Annotated in this window: 21 protein-coding genes and 1 tRNA gene; 1 reads left to right on the top strand and 21 read right to left on the bottom strand. The window is 38.9% G+C overall.

The window, feature by feature from the left end:
• Nucleotides 1-615: 615 nt before the first annotated feature.
• The 19 genes from T543_RS01395 to T543_RS01480 all read right to left on the bottom strand — a co-directional run bounded on the left by T543_RS01395 (nucleotide 616) and on the right by T543_RS01480 (nucleotide 13,389).
• A complete protein-coding gene (locus T543_RS01395) occupies nucleotides 616-885 on the bottom strand; it encodes a hypothetical protein (protein WP_026492897.1) in 270 nt (89 codons plus the stop codon).
• A gap of 168 nt (nucleotides 886-1,053) precedes the next feature.
• Nucleotides 1,054-1,126, bottom strand: a tRNA-Ala gene (locus T543_RS01400).
• A 149-nt stretch (nucleotides 1,127-1,275) separates the two neighbouring features.
• Entirely contained in the window at nucleotides 1,276-2,508 is a 1,233-nt protein-coding gene (locus tag T543_RS01405) for a site-specific integrase (protein WP_035764957.1), read from the bottom strand.
• A gap of 81 nt (nucleotides 2,509-2,589) precedes the next feature.
• Nucleotides 2,590-2,841: an excisionase gene (locus tag T543_RS01410; protein ID WP_051638450.1), complete on the bottom strand. Its 252-nt coding sequence runs from the start codon at nucleotides 2,839-2,841 to the stop codon at nucleotides 2,590-2,592.
• Nucleotides 2,842-2,906: 65 nt separating this feature from the next.
• On the bottom strand, nucleotides 2,907-3,116 hold the full coding sequence (locus T543_RS15540; protein ID WP_081679474.1) for an excisionase: 210 nt from the start codon (nucleotides 3,114-3,116) through the stop codon (nucleotides 2,907-2,909).
• Nucleotides 3,028-3,486 (bottom strand): type II toxin-antitoxin system PemK/MazF family toxin, encoded by a 459-nt coding sequence (locus tag T543_RS01415; RefSeq protein WP_035765842.1) that lies wholly within the window; start codon nucleotides 3,484-3,486, stop codon nucleotides 3,028-3,030. Before T543_RS01415 ends, T543_RS15540 begins: the two co-directional genes overlap by 89 nt.
• 626 nt (nucleotides 3,487-4,112) lie before the next feature.
• Nucleotides 4,113-4,316, bottom strand: coding sequence for a hypothetical protein (locus T543_RS01420; RefSeq protein ID WP_035764959.1), 204 nt, complete (start codon nucleotides 4,314-4,316; stop codon nucleotides 4,113-4,115).
• Between the two features lie 75 nt (nucleotides 4,317-4,391).
• The gene (locus T543_RS01425; RefSeq protein WP_035764962.1) at nucleotides 4,392-5,423 is read right to left on the bottom strand and encodes a restriction endonuclease; all 1,032 of its coding nucleotides are present in this window, start codon (nucleotides 5,421-5,423) and stop codon (nucleotides 4,392-4,394) included.
• A gap of 12 nt (nucleotides 5,424-5,435) precedes the next feature.
• Entirely contained in the window at nucleotides 5,436-6,098 is a 663-nt protein-coding gene (locus T543_RS01430; protein ID WP_035764964.1) for a YARHG domain-containing protein, read from the bottom strand.
• A gap of 208 nt (nucleotides 6,099-6,306) precedes the next feature.
• A complete protein-coding gene (locus T543_RS14930; protein ID WP_051638451.1) occupies nucleotides 6,307-7,092 on the bottom strand; it encodes a GIY-YIG nuclease family protein in 786 nt (261 codons plus the stop codon).
• Between the two features lie 17 nt (nucleotides 7,093-7,109).
• Nucleotides 7,110-7,760 (bottom strand): hypothetical protein, encoded by a 651-nt coding sequence (locus T543_RS01440; RefSeq protein WP_035764966.1) that lies wholly within the window; start codon nucleotides 7,758-7,760, stop codon nucleotides 7,110-7,112.
• A gap of 94 nt (nucleotides 7,761-7,854) precedes the next feature.
• Entirely contained in the window at nucleotides 7,855-9,342 is a 1,488-nt protein-coding gene (locus T543_RS01445; RefSeq protein WP_035764969.1) for a hypothetical protein, read from the bottom strand.
• 45 nt (nucleotides 9,343-9,387) lie between these two features.
• Complete coding sequence (locus tag T543_RS01450; RefSeq protein WP_035764972.1) at nucleotides 9,388-9,864, bottom strand: hypothetical protein; 477 nt, start codon at nucleotides 9,862-9,864, stop codon at nucleotides 9,388-9,390.
• Complete coding sequence (locus T543_RS01455) at nucleotides 9,861-10,427, bottom strand: NUDIX hydrolase (RefSeq protein WP_035764975.1); 567 nt, start codon at nucleotides 10,425-10,427, stop codon at nucleotides 9,861-9,863. The genes T543_RS01450 and T543_RS01455 overlap by 4 nt, the downstream gene beginning before the upstream one ends.
• Nucleotides 10,414-10,785, bottom strand: a complete 372-nt coding sequence (locus tag T543_RS01460; RefSeq protein WP_035764978.1) for a hypothetical protein — start codon at nucleotides 10,783-10,785, stop codon at nucleotides 10,414-10,416. Before T543_RS01460 ends, T543_RS01455 begins: the two co-directional genes overlap by 14 nt.
• Nucleotides 10,786-10,933: 148 nt before the next feature.
• A complete protein-coding gene (locus T543_RS14935; RefSeq protein WP_081829882.1) occupies nucleotides 10,934-11,515 on the bottom strand; it encodes a sigma-70 family RNA polymerase sigma factor in 582 nt (193 codons plus the stop codon).
• Nucleotides 11,516-11,839: 324 nt separating this feature from the next.
• A complete protein-coding gene (locus tag T543_RS01470; RefSeq protein WP_026496681.1) occupies nucleotides 11,840-12,043 on the bottom strand; it encodes a hypothetical protein in 204 nt (67 codons plus the stop codon).
• A gap of 138 nt (nucleotides 12,044-12,181) precedes the next feature.
• Complete coding sequence (locus T543_RS01475; RefSeq protein WP_035764981.1) at nucleotides 12,182-12,760, bottom strand: hypothetical protein; 579 nt, start codon at nucleotides 12,758-12,760, stop codon at nucleotides 12,182-12,184.
• Between the two features lie 137 nt (nucleotides 12,761-12,897).
• Nucleotides 12,898-13,389, bottom strand: coding sequence for a hypothetical protein (locus T543_RS01480; protein ID WP_035764982.1), 492 nt, complete (start codon nucleotides 13,387-13,389; stop codon nucleotides 12,898-12,900).
• A 339-nt stretch (nucleotides 13,390-13,728) separates the two neighbouring features.
• Between T543_RS01480 and T543_RS01485 the strand changes: the two genes are divergently transcribed.
• Nucleotides 13,729-14,478, top strand: coding sequence for a metallophosphoesterase (locus T543_RS01485; RefSeq protein WP_035764984.1), 750 nt, complete (start codon nucleotides 13,729-13,731; stop codon nucleotides 14,476-14,478).
• A gap of 46 nt (nucleotides 14,479-14,524) precedes the next feature.
• Here T543_RS01485 and T543_RS01490 read toward each other — a convergent pair whose 3' ends face one another.
• Nucleotides 14,525-15,796 carry a hypothetical protein gene (locus T543_RS01490; RefSeq protein WP_035764985.1) on the bottom strand — a complete coding sequence of 424 codons (1,272 nt, stop codon included), beginning with the start codon at nucleotides 15,794-15,796 and terminating at the stop codon, nucleotides 14,525-14,527.
• Entirely contained in the window at nucleotides 15,790-15,936 is a 147-nt protein-coding gene (locus tag T543_RS15805) for a hypothetical protein (RefSeq protein ID WP_155843110.1), read from the bottom strand. The genes T543_RS01490 and T543_RS15805 overlap by 7 nt, the downstream gene beginning before the upstream one ends.
• Nucleotides 15,937-15,941: the final 5 nt, after the last annotated feature.

The following is a 15,941-nucleotide window of genomic DNA, read 5'->3' on the forward strand; positions in this document are numbered from 1 at the left end:
TAGCAAAATCTCTCACCTAAACCAAAAATCCGTTTTAGGCGAAAGATTTTTTGAGCTTTTTAGGATAAAAAACGCATCAAAATGGCTAAAATAACACTTAGGTACGAAATAGCTTATCCACCTATCATAATGAAAGAAAACCATGACTAAATAGCAGCAGCATCAATGTTTTAGTCAAAAAATGGAAATTTCCACCCAACAGAATGATGAGCGGAGCCACGAATCAGTAGTGTGGCGCGGGGAACACCCCCTTTAGTCAAGAATACGGGCGCAAGCACTCCCAGGAATGCAACCACATCTGATGATCAAGAATACGGGCGCCACAAGGGCGCCCGAAAATATGCACAATAAAGTTTTATCAAGCTTCTACGCATATCCAAATCAATAGAAGTTTTTCAAGCCTCTACGCATATCCGGTTCAGTACCGGATTTATCAATTACTTTGATGATTTCAAAGTCGGGAAGAGCTCCTAGGATTTTTCAACATTTGTCATACCCCGTCAAAGCCTGTCAGCACCTGCCTTTTCCCACCCTACACCTAGCACCTTATATCTTAGTTTGGCACTCGTTTACACCCAGCGGGTGTATTATGGGTGTATAGGTGGGTGTAAATTATTAGTCCGCAACTCGCGGACGCATAATCCTAGGAAAACACCTGAACCTGTCAACACATCCCTTGGTACTCATAACGATTTCCCCAACAACGTCCAGCTCATTTTCATCCATATCCTCAATAAGCAAAAGCGCTGCCCTGTATACAGCTCTATATTCCTGCAAAGTTCTAATAATTCCTCTTTCCTTCATTACCAACACATAATACAGATTGATCCATGTTGGTATTCCATTTTTCCTAGTCATGACACCTCCAAATAATATAAGCGCCATGCATCTGATCTCCTGATCAAATTCACGACGCTATGTATCATAACTCCGGTTCTATCATCATCCATCTAATTTCAGGCACTATCATCTGACAAAATCCGTATAAGCTGTAAAAGCCCTCCGTCAAAGTATGACTTTTCCATATTCTGTTACCCCCTCAATTAGCTTTGATGGAACATACGGGACTTGAACCCGTGGCCTTCGCACTGCCAGTGCGACGCGCTCCCAGCTGCGCTAATGTCCCAAGTAGTTACTATATTAATATACACTCCTAACCTGGGAAAGGGAAGGCGATGAATCATATCAAAACGACTCACCGCCTTTTATATGGAAAAGAGGAATGAAAATAGCGCCATGTGCCAGATCCCATGATCAGACTCACGACGCTATGTATTATTCGTTATCTTTCTTATTCATGAATTCCTCAAAATTCAGCATCTCCTTCTTTTTAAAATCCTTTGTTGCATCAGTATATATATCAAGCGTAGTTGATATATCCGTATGTCCCAGGAGCTCCTGAATTACTTTTATATTTACACCGGCTTCGCACAATCTCGTTGCAAATGTATGTCTGAGATTATGGCAGCTGAAGTTAGGAAGAAGTATCACCTTTTCATTTCCCTTTCTGTTATCAAGCACCTTTTGATTACAGTCTCTAATGATTCTCTTAAGTGCCTTATTAAGAGTACTCTGGTTCTGAACATTTCCATTTTGATTAACAAAAATGAAATTGGTATATCCATCAATACTCACCTTACAGTGAATCCCGGTATATTCCTGATATTCCTTTTCCTGTTCCAGGGCCTCTTTTACTGACTTCATCATCGGGATTGTTCTCTCTCCCTTTTTCGTCTTTGGCGTATTGATTCCAAAGTAGCATCCATTATCAGAATGCTGGTAGTAAACTAGGGTGTGATTCACATCAATCAATCCTTCTTCCTCATCAACATCTTCGAAACGAAGGCCAGTTATCTCTCCTACCCTTAAACCCGTCCCAAGCATAAAAGCGAATACCGGATACCAGTGATTATACATAGGTGTCACCCTAAGATATTCAAGGAAAAGATCCTGCTGTTCAACCGTAAGGGCCATTCTCTTTTCGGAGCCAAGATTTCTTGACTGCTTCAATTCTTTTATGGCCTTATCACCAATGTTGTTTCTGATATATCCGTCTTCAACGGCAACATCCAAAACCTGATGGAGTACGGTATGTATACTATCGATGGTTGCAACCTTCAGACCTCTCTCATCCAGCATCTTGTTATAATATCTTCTTATATCAGATTTTTTCAGGGTAACAATTCTGTTCTTTCCTATGTCATCCCTCACAAATCGCTCCCATGTATACATATAGTTCTGAAAAGTATTATCCTTAAGTCCCTTTTTCATGATCTTCCAAAGATCGAAGACTTCATTCAATGTAACATTTTTTGCATCTGTTCGAATTCCATCGTACTTGTCCCTCTGGATGTTATCTTCCTTTTCACGGAGCTTATCAAGTGTCGGTGCATATATGGTCTCCCTCTTGCCAATACTGCTTCTCCAGCGATACATATATGTACCATCTTTTCTCTGGGTTTCATTTTCTTTTAAAACCCTACCATTAGAATCTTTTCTTCGTTCCATTCATTTCCTCCTTCCAAAAAAACTAGGTTGATATGCCTTGAAATTAGCACACCAACCTGTTTCACACCATGATGTCGATTTTTATATAGAAAAAGACCTTCCTATATATTCATCAAATTGTTTTCTTTTAATAAGCCGCTTACGGCCAACAAACAAAACAAACTTACACTCATCTGCATCCGTCAATTCCCGCAGTTTATTCTCTCCGATGTTATAGAGAGCCGCTGCTTCTTCGATTGTAAGTGTTGGTCTTTCACTGAGCCTTATCTCATTGATTTTCACAAATTTCGTATTATTGCTTTGAGATTCCAGACTGCTGTTTTCATTATCCATATGTGACCTCCTTCATGTTTTTCTTGAAGAATATCATCATAACCGCAATCCATCCATGATACCGATTATATAGAGAACGCCTTTGCTATATAGTCATCAAACTGCTTTCTCTTTATAAGTCTTTTGCGGCCCACATACAAAACATAGGGACATGAGTCCTGCTCAGTAAGATCCCTGAGTTTATGTTCACCTATATTGTAGAGAGCTGCCGCTTCTTCTACAGTCAGTGTCGGCCTTTCGCACAGTCTTATTTCGTATTTTTCTACTCTTTCCATCCTTTTTCCCTCTTTTCTTATTATCAATATTAAGTTGCACCAGAATCGAATTATCGATACATCTTCTCATGAACTTTTCATCGAGAATCCCCATATATTCGATCAACCTAGTTTTGTCTATTGTCATGATCTGCTCAGCAATCGTTGCTGATTTTTCTTTAAGCCCACCCACTCCATCAAGAATCACATGGGTAGGAAGCCCGCTGCTTTTGTGTATCTTAGTTGTAATTGGTAATACTGTTACTGTCGGGGAATACTTATTTCCCCTGTTGTTCTGCACAATAAGAACCGGCCTTATGCCTTTCTGTTCAGAACCAACTCCCTCGCCAAGATCTGCAAGATAGATTTCGCCACGCTGGATTTCATTCATACCCATCACCACCTTCTTCTATCTTTTTTATGTAAAGAGGGAGCCCTTCCATATTGTTATATAGAAGGAACACCCTCGTAATATTCCAGCGAAATTAACGTATCTACTTGTCCTCGACACCCCGATACAATGAATCTTCAGATTCCGGGAAATCATCAGGCGGCTGCAGCACAGCTCCATAGGTTCTCTCCTCCCCGCGGGTCTCGCCGGGCCGCTCCCATTACGTTTAGTTGTGGCTGAGCGGAAGTCTCATTATCCCTGTACCTATCTTCGCCATACCGGTGCTACCGGCATTCCAGAGGGGCTATCTCGCTCAAGGCGTACCCTTGCGGCTCCACAGTACAGGACTGTACCTGATGAATGATTATTCAGTTTTCAAAGTCCGACGAAGGGATTTATTTGCCCTTTCACCTATACCCACAGAGAGAAAGAATTTTACAACCTACTAAAAGAAAATTTTTCAAATATTTTTTAAAACCCTATTTTCCGTTTAAAAAAATAATAAAAACAGCAGACCACATTCTTAATGATCTGCTGCCTCACGCAAATTATTTCTCACATCATATTTTGTTTTGAAAAATACTCAGTTTTTTACAATATGTCTGACAATCTTTACATCATTACAACTATTGTCCCTGCTCGACATCACTTATAAATTTTTCCATTAATTCACTTATCTTGGCCGCCTGACTCACCCCTGCTTTATCACACGCTTCAGCAAATCGTTCTGCCAGATCACCTTTTAGCTTAAAACTTTTCACTTTATATCCTGCTTTTTTCTGATAACGGTCAACTCGTACCGTATTTTTATTAGGTTCTCCCTTCGGCATTCTCATTCCTCCTTCGCAAATCATCTAGAAGTTATATTTATAATCCCAATGAGCATATATCCTGCTCCATATTATTTAACCTAAAACAGACGGAACCATTACAACTCCAAGCTTATCAAGTGTTCCCTTTGATAATCGACCCAAATTTGAATATATGATTTCTACCAACCTATCTCCATCGACAACGTCTATATTATTGTCCTCAGCTATTCTTGCATCTTCTTCTGAGATTTTAGCACTTGTTATAAGCATTCCTTTACAGTTCTCTCCAGCGATCACTTTAGATTCAATAACCTTAACAATTTGCCTGATTCCTTCATTACCTGTAGTCCCACTATGATGCTTGACCTGTGCAAATATTCGAATCGAAGCAAAGGCATCATCCCTCCACGCCTCAACATCTGCATCAGCACTTCCCTTAAATGAGGTCTTGGCCATTACTCTTGCATAATACCCTTCACACTCAAACAACTCTTTAACCAGATTTTCCATACCAATTCCACCTGTCTGTAAATTGGTCTTCCCGTTTTGTATATTCTTAAGCAGATCCTTTTTAAACTGTTTTTGTAATGCATCTTCTTTTTCTTTAGCTTCATTAGAATACGAATACGAATCTGGGTGTGAAAACAACTTCTCTATCTCATCTGAAAATTCCGACAAATCAGAAACTGACATTCCAGGAACACGCAATCTCCTTTGTAACCCCTCCGACAAATTATTGCGCGGCACGCTAAGAATATCTCCATCCTTATATAAGTATGACACCTTATGTTGATTTCCCAAATCAATCTCAGCTGCTTTTTCTGAAAATAGCGCCTCAGATTCCGCTATAGCCAATGCTATTCCTGAATAATAAGGAACAATTATAAGATCCCCTGCTAAAATCCCACTGAACCTAGCACACTCATTTAAATTCATAGCCACATGGGGTCCACTTTTATCGAAATAATATTCCTCTTTTACTGCCTCCTTTAATAGCTCCCTGTCACTATAATCTGTAAAGTTAATCTGACTCCATCCTACTGCAACAACGCTATTATCAAAGAACTCTCGAAAATGGATTTCTTGTGATGTCATTGCCCTAACCATTAAATATTGCTTATCCATAAGACCCCCACTCTATCTATACTTAACAAGAAGCTTTATGTTAGCCTTTTCATACTCGTTAAAAACCTCTTCAGAGAACTCCGATTTTGAATATTGTGGATTATACCAACTCTTCGAAGAAAAGTATTCTTTTAGTTCCGGTGTTTCATATGCTCTTCCACGGCGTGCATAAATTTCATTAATAGCTATTCTTATCTCATCCTTCGAAAGATTTTTTACCTCATCATCAGTCAAAAATCTTTTATCAGAATCCTCAAATATAAACTCTGATTCTGTTGATACAGTTATTTTTTCTGTTTGTTGCTCATTTTTTTGTGTCGTCCTTTTACCACACATCCCGATAAGGCACAAAATAATTATGACGAATAATAAACCTCCACCTTTACTACCACTTTTAGTTTTACTTGATCTACGGGATTTTTTCGTATTTTTTGTGCTTCTTTCGAAATCCTGTAACTTCCTCTTGAATTTTTGGTATTCTGAATGTTTATCTAGCCGAATATAATCCTGGCAACAATCATCATTTTTGTGAAACCTTCCATCAGCCTCACATCTTCCAGATGCATATCTATCACACCTGACAGGATCATATCCCCGTCTCGGGCCTTTCCACATATGACATCTTAAGCACGAGTAACCCGGATCTTTCAAATTTTCTGATCTATCTAAATCCATAAGTACACCTCGCTATTTAAAAAATACTAATTCTACTTTATTGCTAATCTAGCAGATTAATTTTATCATCATAAAATTATCACTTTATAAAATATCCATTAACAATAAACTAAATGACTAACAGGGGCACATTACTGGTTCTTTACTATTCTTATGCGCAAAAGAGGACTCCCGCCTTAGCGGAAATCCTCTTTACATAATTATCATCCTAATTATTATTCAATCCAAACTCACGTGTCATATAACGTTGCTTATAAGCATTCTCTCTATCAATAACTTCCCTATCTGACAATTTCATAGGAAGAACCTGAAGAATTATATATTTAAATTTCTGGAAGTAGTCAGCTCCGTACTCATGATAAAGTTTTAAAAGCTCTTCATTTTGTCCATGATATGTTTCTGAATAGGAACTCCACCTTCCCCAGATACCATCCTTGCCATATGCACTGCCAACATATAATTTACCGGTATTGCCATCCACAATCATATATATTCCTTTAACACAGGACAGCGCTTTATAATAATCCGGATAATGATTATCAACAGTCTCTCTTAACTCTGAAAATGACAGCTCCACCTCATCATACGTGGAAAATGGCGTTACTGTACGATTAGTAACCTTGCCCCATATTTCATCTACAACAAAGTCTTTTGCAGTTTTAGCACTGTTATAGAATGAAAAACCGCTCTCACGATAAAAAACTATACGGCTTCCATATTCATCCAAATTTAGTGGAACTCTCTCCCATTCAAAATAGTCATCATTTCCTGTTTCAATAAGTTTGATTGCAAATCTGTACCTGCATGTTTTTCCCGTCTCACCTGACATAATAAGATATACACAGTCCAAATTTGCATTTCTCAACGGTCTGGTCTTTTGAGGCTTTTTTAGCAGTTTTTCATCATCCATGTAGTCATCGGCGATTCCTAAACCATACCACCAAATGTTATAATCATCTATATTTTCAAAGGACATCAATTGCTCTAAGGTCATTCTAATCACTCCTATTTCTACTTATGACAATAACCATAATACCAACATTCATAAGGGTTACAGCACTGTTCCCCAACTTCAACCTGTATTTCTTCTGGATTTTTCTGCATTTTATTCAGATTCCAAATATTATCGTTAACCCATTTATATAGCCCCTTGGCTTCTGTTGTAACATCATTTATCACAAATGGATTATCCTCATCTTCGCCATGAGTCACGACAAATATATTTCCTACATCTATCTTGGATCTGCTTAGAATATAGTTTTGAAATCCACAGTCCTTAATGTACTGTTCATGCACTTCAGGAGAATTTTTAACTTCGTAAAAATCATATCCCTCTTCAGTTTTTCTAAGTATATCTACTGCACAATAGTTGTTGTAATAGATAAAAGCTGCTTCACAAATGACTGGCGTTCCTAACCGAATATGCTCTGTCGTCCTTTCAGCCATGGCTTTAGTATCAGGATAGTTCGTACCCGGTCGCAAAATGGTCATTTCCTTATAATCACCAAACATGCCCATAGCCCTGTCGCCAAAATCATTGCCTGCATCAAGCCTTTCTTGAACTTCAGGTGGAATAACCTTCAGCCTTGGTTTATGTTTATCAAGCCAGAGCATTTTCTGGCATTGCATTCCTCTCATAAAATCTGTTTTTGTTATTCCCATCACTTATTCTCTCATATAAATTTGATTTATAAGCCTATGACTACAAAATTAGCACGGCTAAATCTGATTATAATACTCTTCATAAAATTAAAAATCAGGAATCTAACAAATGATACTTCGCTATATAATCCGACATTTTAAGCCATTCTATTCCAACCTGTCTTGAATCCCATTCGTCCATAAGTGTTCTCCACTCATCATCTGATATTTCGCTTTCTGGACGCCTTGCTGCTTCATCTATATCATAATAGGGTCCATTAATATGCACAGGTCTTTCCCAGTATCCCAGGAACTCCTCTTCTATAAAGCCCTGACTGCCCCAATCTGTATCTTCATCAACCTTTAACTGCGAACTGTCATACCGGAGCCTGGATGTTCCGCTATAAGCAGCCCCGCTACTTCCAGTCTCATAAATATATCCATCTGAACCAAGCCAGTGATAGTCCCTGCTTCCGCCTTCACAAATCTTAATTGCTCTTCCATTCACCAAGCCATAAGCTCTTTCAAAGATATTATCAGGAGTCCACTCATCATATTTTAAAATGCCAAATATAAGTTCAAAGGTTCCATCACTATCAAGATCAACATAGGTATAGCCTACATTATCAAGGTTAAAGTCAAAATCCATTTCATAATATGAGCCTGTTTTAACAACGCTGTTTTCTTCATTATTCCTTAGCACAAGACTATTTGCAGTATATTTCTCTTTTGATCTATAGCTCTGGTTCTGCCATTTCATTACTTCGTTATATGAATCTATGAAATTGGAAAACGCACCTGTATACAACTCATCATATTTTTCAATGATGGATGCATCTGCCAACCTGTATGTATAGACCCCGTCTTTTTCTTCAAGGTACGTGCGATCATATCCCTCTTCCTGAGCTTTGCCTATTCCTCCTGTACTATCCTCAGTAAGGGTTTTATCGGAACTGCTGTCTAAATCATTCTGTTTAAACCTATCAGCTTTCTCATAAACATCATAAATTGTGCCATCATCAGGCATAGTATCATTTATATACTCGCTTAGATCCTTAGCATATTCAAATGCATCTCCCTTATCCTCGAAAACTCTTACCTCTGTACGTGGTAACATCCCCTGCGGTCCGGCACCGGTAACGTATAGTTCTCCTACAATTACCTCATCTTTCTGATCTTCGTTTATATCCTTGAATGCAACAAAAGAAATGTCCTCAAAAATCCCCCATTCTCTGATGTCGTTTTCGTAAACAGAAGGCATTTTATAAATCACTTTCTCATCATCCATGATATAAAACGTAGCATCTGACAACGGATTTTTATCTGTATCCGGCAGACAAGATACAAATCTTACGTCTCCCCATCCATTTAGCCCAATATCAAATGACTGATCTTCTATGATTTTGGATGCGTCTAATCCTATAGCACTACCTTCATCCTCAGTTGGTTCTTCAATGCTTACATCATTGCTATTTTCATCCTGAACCACTTTATCAGCGCTTGCCATGCTACTATCCTCATTGTCTGTAACAGTTTTATTTCTATTACCGCATCCAGCCACAAGACATAATGCAAGCACTAATATTACTACTCGTCTTTTCATGTTTCCCTCATTACTCACTGTTCAAAACAAGCTATAGCCTAAAGTTTAATCACATCTGCTAAGAGAAGCGCCGCCACTGTACTTCTCTGAAAACTCATCCTCGTTCCATGTCTCATAATATTCCAGGATATCCGCATTTTCTTCAGAAGACTGATACGTGTACTGTACTCCGTTATCAGACTCTGCCTGAATCTTGTATCCTCCAGTCTTCAGTTCCTCGAATAGCGAAATACTATCAAAATGATCCGGAACAAAATCATTATTTTCCATATGACCATAAATTATCTCTGCATCACCAAACTGTACATAGTATTCAGGCTGCATATCCCCATCAGTCTCATAGCCTATGGATGCTGTCTGCCAGGTTCCTGATACCACAGGATCACTCACTTTTGATGCCAGAAAAATAGATGTTGGACCGTCAGCTCCACCGATTATCGCTGCATCTTCTTTTTTCGCACCACATCCTACTGTTCCTATTACCATTATCAGCACAAGCGCTGTCACTACTATTTTCTTCATCTTAGTCTCTCTTCTTTTTCCTTAAGATACTTCATTACTGTCTCAAGCCCTTCCATTGGAACACAAAATGTGCCATCCCTGTGTATGCATCCCTCATGGACTTTATCGATATCAAACCACCTGACTTCTTCTACTTCCTCTGTCTGAAGCTTCAGCTTGGAAATATCCACCGGCTTTTCATACACATAAACAAAAGCAACTTCATTGTCCCTAAACATTTTTCCATGGAATTCCATCTCATACTTTATGTGGAACTTCCCTGCAAAAGTAAGATCACCGGCTACAGTCTTTATTCCAAGTTCCTCGAACAGTTCTCTCTGAGCTGACTCAAGCGGTTCATCTCCCGCCTGTATATGTCCTGCCGATGATGTATCATACATCCCGGGAAAAGATTCCTTTTCAGCGCTTCTTTTCTGAAGAAGGACCTGATATTTTCCTCCCTCTTTTCTCACGATCCATATATGAGCTGTCCTGTGAGGAATACCATTGTCATGTGCATCACTTCTGCTAACCGTCTCTCCGGTCGGAAAGCCATTGTCGTCAGTTATATCAAATATCTCCATTTTTCAAGGCCTCTTTTCTGTTCCTGATGGCAAAGACAGCTGTACCAACTCCCGCCAGCACAAGCACAAATATTCCATAGACCATCGCAATGAAAGCACCGACAATAGGCGTTTCAAAATCAGAACTAATAAAATAGTAGTAATAATATGTACTTAGTACCATTCCGGCAACGCATGATATCAGCAATAATAACGAAGACAGGAGATACTCCTTCATGCTTTTAGCCATAAAAACATTCATTATGACAAATGCCGCAACAACTATCATCCATATAGGATTAATATCAGCTATTCCGAGCATATCCCTAATCACAAACATTACAAGGGGAATTAGATTTAACCACTTCAAGAACTTCACTTTTTTCCTCCGCCAACAATTATTCTTTAACAAAATATATCTCTACCATTTTACACCATTGCTATCATTACAAAAACTTACTTTTACCTATTTAAGGCATGCATATCCCAGACTGCCTGGAACATGCACACCCATTGTAAATAGCATTTTAAAGCTTCAGGTACTTCTTAAGGTTTTTCAGAGCTCCATCAAGCGAAAGGGAAACCATCTGCTGTGATACACCCTCAGCTTTAGCGATTTCTTTTTCAGAAAGGCCATGATAAAAATACAGAATACATCTACGTTTTTGTGCAGGAGGAAGCTTGTCCAATGCCTCCTTGAATCTCTCATACTCCAATTTCTCCATGACTGTTTCTTCCGGTTCTTCTTTAGAAAACACAGAATTCATATACTCTGTCATACCCTCTTCATATCCACCAAAGATATGATGTCTTATCCTGCGCATCTCATGCTTCGCCTCATTTCGCTTATAATCACGAAAGGCTTCTCCCTGTTCTGAAGTCATGACCACATAGGGCATATACTGAGTCAGCTCCTCTCCGTATTTCCTCATTAACACATCAATGTCCAGATCCGTTACCACAGCCCACTTAACGCCTCCTGTTATCCCAGGATACTCGTATCCAAGGTTGATCACTTCATATTCTTCAATATTCTCTTTATTATTCACTTTCCGTTTCCTCCGATTTTTGAAAAAGTCATTAGTTTCAAAAACCGGGAGGTCACGGATACCTACCTATTGAGGTTTCCCAAACAAAAACGTTCAAATCTGAACACAACTCGGATAAAACAGAGGAATTTCATCGTTTTGTGTTCAAATCTGAACGCGCATTTTTAGACATAATAAAAAGACGGTGCAAAACAGAATACCCATAACAATGGATATTTCCTCTGTTTTGCTCCGCCTTCCAACGATACTCAGCCGCTCATAGCCGCCAGCTAAAACTCAAAGTACTGCGCATATCCCTTCCAGTCCCATGCTGAATCCGATATCATTAGCAGTTTCCTTTGAACTATATTTTTAATTCCAAAGACACTTATATATATGAATCGATTATGCCCTTCTTCTGGCACGCCTGTCCGTATGCATATCCAGCCATCCAGAGCGGTCATATTTTATCACGTATTTCCTCAGACATTTTGGGCATTGGCAATCATCATTAACCTTTTCTCTGTCCTTTGGAGTTCCCAGAACGTGTTTTCCACATAAGGGGCAGTAGAAGTCTCTTTTCTTTTCTCTTTGATTAAACCTTTCCATCTCTTTTCTCCTCATTTATAGCAATCTAGCTCGCTCCCCCTCTCTCCAGAGCCTCCATTATACTAGCACACTTCAGCACATTGCAGTGACAGATTATTTACAGCAAAAAGAATGCCTGCATTTCTGCAGACACGCTTATTAACTGGCTTTATCCAACTTTTCATTTACAGCATCAGCCGGACTGACCTTCCCTGCAATTATATCTTCAGATTCTCTTCTTTGCGCATAAGCCCATATATAAAACGCAAACAGCTTTATTGCCTCTCTTCTTGTATTTCTAACTCCAGATTCACTCATTGAATGTTTTACAGCCATTTTTTCAACTGTCATTATCTTATCATTGAGATAGCTTTCTTCAAGTATTTCCCTATACAACGATCCCACATCATGAAAATCCGCTACCATCCCAAGTACCATATCTATTTTTTCAACAATCCAGGATGTATTGAGGACCCTTGTAACGAACAAAGACTGTTTCTTCTTTGCCTCCTCACCTTCATCCTGCATTATTAGAAGATATTCTCTTCTCATTTCCTGCTTTTGCTTCTCCACCTCTTCCGCTGTAAGCGGCACAGTTATCAATGGATTACCTGAATGAAGTATCTCACAATACTTCTCCAGTAACTGCTTCGTTATCTTTGATGCAAACCGTTTCTCCAGGTGCACCATCTCCAGATACTCATTGATTCTTGCTTCATGTTTTGAGATCCCACTCATATCATATCCTCCTTGAATAATCCCTCCGTCACAATATCCCCACATAAGAAATCTCAATTCTTTCCACAAAAAAATCATGGACCCAAAAAACATACAAGAGGGTTGGTCCCCCTTGTGTGTTTTACAGGATCCATGATTTATAATTCGGAGTCTTCATCATCAAGCGTATCCGAATCCTCAGCTAATTCCTTCATCAGATAATTCAGTATTCTTCGTTTGTCTTTTTCATTTTTCAGATTTCTATATGATAATATAAATTCCTGGCATTTTACTGAACTTGTCATAAAGTCATCATCAGTAGACAACTCCAGCCTCTTAGAAAATCTGTCATCTCCGGTTATCAGCCAAAGGATATTTATGTCATCAACATATATCAATCTGCTAAGTTTCTCTGGCGTCAGAGCACGACCATAATTTTTCATTTTCGAAAAATTCTTTGGATCCGTCTCAAGCGATTCAGCAAAAAGCAATCCGTTAAAGCCATAATTATCAATCATGTACTCAAAATTATCCTTTAGCTTTTTTCGCCAAAAACGACCTGGGTCTTTGCTCCCTTCGCTATATATCTCGTGCCAGATCTTTAGCTTCTTTTTTATTCTTTTTCTAAGGTTTTCGTTACTTTTTCTCATAAGCATATCTCCACCGTTAATGTATAGGATTTCATCTGAAATAAGAACTCACTAAACGGCGATTCATATCGCCTATTTGGCGATATTCACTTCAACATGCCTATTTACTTATAGTTTCACAATATATTATATTTTTAAATTATTTTAAACCACATATTGTGTATTGGTTTCCTCTATTCCATTCTATACAGCATTCTCAGATTGGTTTATTTTTGTAATCGCATCGCTCTATTGGCGATCCTTAACTCGTTTTTATGACCCAAAAGATATGACAAACTTTACAACATTTTTCATGATGCTATCGTTATAATAAAAAATAGGAATAAAGGAGATAACCATATGGCAACATACGCTGTTTCAGACCTTCACGGACAATATGATATTTTTGAAAAGCTTCTTGAGACCATCCATTTTTCAGAAGATGATTTCATGTATGTTCTTGGTGATGCCATTGACAGAGGTCCTGACGGGATCAAGATCCTTCAGATGATTAAGGATGCTCCCAACATGGATCTGCTCCTTGGCAACCATGAATTCATGATGCTTAACGCTGTTGCTCCTGATGGATCTGTGGATGATACACCAGGAAAAGATGCGTATCTGTGGTTATACTCAAATGGTGGAGAAGTTACCTTCGAACATTATAAAGAGTTTTCCCTAGAGGATAGAAAAGACCTGCTAACATGGCTTAACTCCAGAGTGCTTACCACTCTTGTTTTCAAAGGTGATAAGACTTTCTGCCTCACCCATTCATATTTCAAGGTGGCACTGATAGACACGGAATACAAAGATTGCGATTATCACGTAGTTTGGAACATAGTATGGAAAACTCCATTCAGAGCAGACATCTTTGTTCCAACGGATGATTATATAGAAAATGACTGGGAATTCATAATCGGACATGTACCTGTCCAGCGAGTGGTGGGACTTGATGGAAAATTTGAAGCCTTCCACGAGCAGAACATTACGCTCATAGATGGAGGCTGTTCCTTCCGGGAAAGAGCAGCCCTTGATAATAACGAATATGGAGTTATCTGCATCAGGCTTGATGATATGAGAGAGACTATTCTGACCTTCGCTTCCTTATAGATTTTTCAATCAGGCGTAAGCAGTACAATTCCAATAATGCAAAGCTTTATTTCTTAAGCATCTTCTTTATGTTTCCTATTGTAGGTTCCATGCTGTAAGGCCACTCGATAAGCCTGACATCATTGGCATCACAAAGATATTTTTTCGTCTTATCAAGTTCCTGCCTCTGCAAGAGCGCTTCTTCGCCTCCAAAAAAATCAACTGGCTGATAATGCTGGATTCCCTGGTATTCGATACCGGTCTTAATAGAAGGAATGTAGATATCAAGGCTCTGCCTTTTTAGCCAATCAGGCCTGTACTGGTATAGTGTATCCGGGAACTTCTTTCTTATCTCCCTGAAAAGTGATAACTCATGTTTCCATTTTGGTTTTATTATTCCTTTATCAGTAAGGTCTGTCCTTATCTGTGTACGTTTAAGCCTCCAGTCAGTTTTAAATCCGTCCTTTTCCTCATAAAGCAAAATATCCGTATACCACCATTGGAAGATAGGCATTATATCCCTTGTGAGCGCAAGGAAAAACTCGAGCTCAGTGGAAAAATACCCACATTCAAGCATATGCTTTATATTTCGCCTCACATATACTGTTTTTGCCGGATTGTGATAGTAAGGGATGTTTCCCTGGTATTTTGCGAGTTTGTCGGGAAGATACGGAGATCGGAATACCGTTTCTCCATCCCATAGGTGGTTATGGTACCAGGGGAACGGATAGTCATACAAAGAATATCCGCCATATATCTCTTCAGAAGAGCTCGTATACAAAAGATGATACATTAAAAGTATACGGTCCATATCAGTCTTATCAAACACTGCAAGATAATGCACCTTTTCCTCATCGGGGAAAAGGCTCTTAATGGGTGAAACAGATTCTGCATTCTTACATACTTCCATTACAACAAAGAAATGAGGAACAAAACTCTCAGGAAAAACAAAACATGCTTTCCTTTCAGTGTCTATCCCCCTAAACTGATCCATAAACTCTTTGACATAATAGTTTTCTGGAATATCACCTGCTTTTTCAATCAGGCGCTTTGTCTCATATCTGTAGGGAAGATCTGCCCAGGAAAGCTGAATAAGGAACTTCTCATATCCGCATGAAATATATTCATCCTTAACCTCTTCGTAGTCCTTCCTGTAGGATTCATGCTCTTCCAATAGTTCATCCATCGTTGAAAACAGTGTCTTTTCGTGATACTGGGGATACTTATCCCAGAGCATAGTTAGCCTGTCATAGTCAAAAGGATATTCTGTTCTTTTATGCACTGGCGGATACATGGTCATAAGCTTTCCTTTTTTTATCTCATCGCATCTTATCAGCATTCCCCAGAATCAGGACGCTCAATAACAAAATCCTTTGCGTCCAGTTCCTCCTCATCTCCGAAGAGATTAATCTGTCTTGCCCCCTCTATCATTTCATCATAAGCTTGTTTTTCAATCTCAGTCAGTTCCCTGATTTGCATGTTAT

The organism is Butyrivibrio sp. NC2002 (assembly GCF_000702265.1).
GTDB lineage: Bacteria > Bacillota > Clostridia > Lachnospirales > Lachnospiraceae > Butyrivibrio.

Excerpts from the sequence above, each read along its gene's own strand:
- T543_RS01410 (WP_051638450.1), bottom strand. The coding sequence starts at position 2,841 with ATGGATAATGAAAACAGCAGTCTGGAATCTCAAAGCAATAATACGAAA.
- T543_RS01485 (WP_035764984.1), top strand. The coding sequence starts at position 13,729 with ATGGCAACATACGCTGTTTCAGACCTTCACGGACAATATGATATTTTT.
- T543_RS01430 (WP_035764964.1), bottom strand. The coding sequence starts at position 6,098 with ATGGATTTAGATAGATCAGAAAATTTGAAAGATCCGGGTTACTCGTGC.
- T543_RS01395 (WP_026492897.1), bottom strand. The coding sequence starts at position 885 with ATGGCGCTTATATTATTTGGAGGTGTCATGACTAGGAAAAATGGAATA.
- T543_RS01415 (WP_035765842.1), bottom strand. The coding sequence starts at position 3,486 with ATGAATGAAATCCAGCGTGGCGAAATCTATCTTGCAGATCTTGGCGAG.
- T543_RS01490 (WP_035764985.1), bottom strand. The coding sequence starts at position 15,796 with ATGCTGATAAGATGCGATGAGATAAAAAAAGGAAAGCTTATGACCATG.
- T543_RS01480 (WP_035764982.1), bottom strand. The coding sequence starts at position 13,389 with ATGAGAAAAAGTAACGAAAACCTTAGAAAAAGAATAAAAAAGAAGCTA.
- T543_RS01420 (WP_035764959.1), bottom strand. The coding sequence starts at position 4,316 with ATGCCGAAGGGAGAACCTAATAAAAATACGGTACGAGTTGACCGTTAT.
- T543_RS01470 (WP_026496681.1), bottom strand. The coding sequence starts at position 12,043 with ATGGAAAGGTTTAATCAAAGAGAAAAGAAAAGAGACTTCTACTGCCCC.
- T543_RS01405 (WP_035764957.1), bottom strand. The coding sequence starts at position 2,508 with ATGGAACGAAGAAAAGATTCTAATGGTAGGGTTTTAAAAGAAAATGAA.
- T543_RS01440 (WP_035764966.1), bottom strand. The coding sequence starts at position 7,760 with ATGGGAATAACAAAAACAGATTTTATGAGAGGAATGCAATGCCAGAAA.
- T543_RS14930 (WP_051638451.1), bottom strand. The coding sequence starts at position 7,092 with ATGACCTTAGAGCAATTGATGTCCTTTGAAAATATAGATGATTATAAC.
- T543_RS01445 (WP_035764969.1), bottom strand. The coding sequence starts at position 9,342 with ATGAAAAGACGAGTAGTAATATTAGTGCTTGCATTATGTCTTGTGGCT.
- T543_RS01425 (WP_035764962.1), bottom strand. The coding sequence starts at position 5,423 with ATGGATAAGCAATATTTAATGGTTAGGGCAATGACATCACAAGAAATC.
- T543_RS15805 (WP_155843110.1), bottom strand. The coding sequence starts at position 15,936 with ATGCAAATCAGGGAACTGACTGAGATTGAAAAACAAGCTTATGATGAA.
- T543_RS01450 (WP_035764972.1), bottom strand. The coding sequence starts at position 9,864 with ATGAAGAAAATAGTAGTGACAGCGCTTGTGCTGATAATGGTAATAGGA.
- T543_RS15540 (WP_081679474.1), bottom strand. The coding sequence starts at position 3,116 with ATGGAAAGAGTAGAAAAATACGAAATAAGACTGTGCGAAAGGCCGACA.
- T543_RS01475 (WP_035764981.1), bottom strand. The coding sequence starts at position 12,760 with ATGAGTGGGATCTCAAAACATGAAGCAAGAATCAATGAGTATCTGGAG.
- T543_RS01455 (WP_035764975.1), bottom strand. The coding sequence starts at position 10,427 with ATGGAGATATTTGATATAACTGACGACAATGGCTTTCCGACCGGAGAG.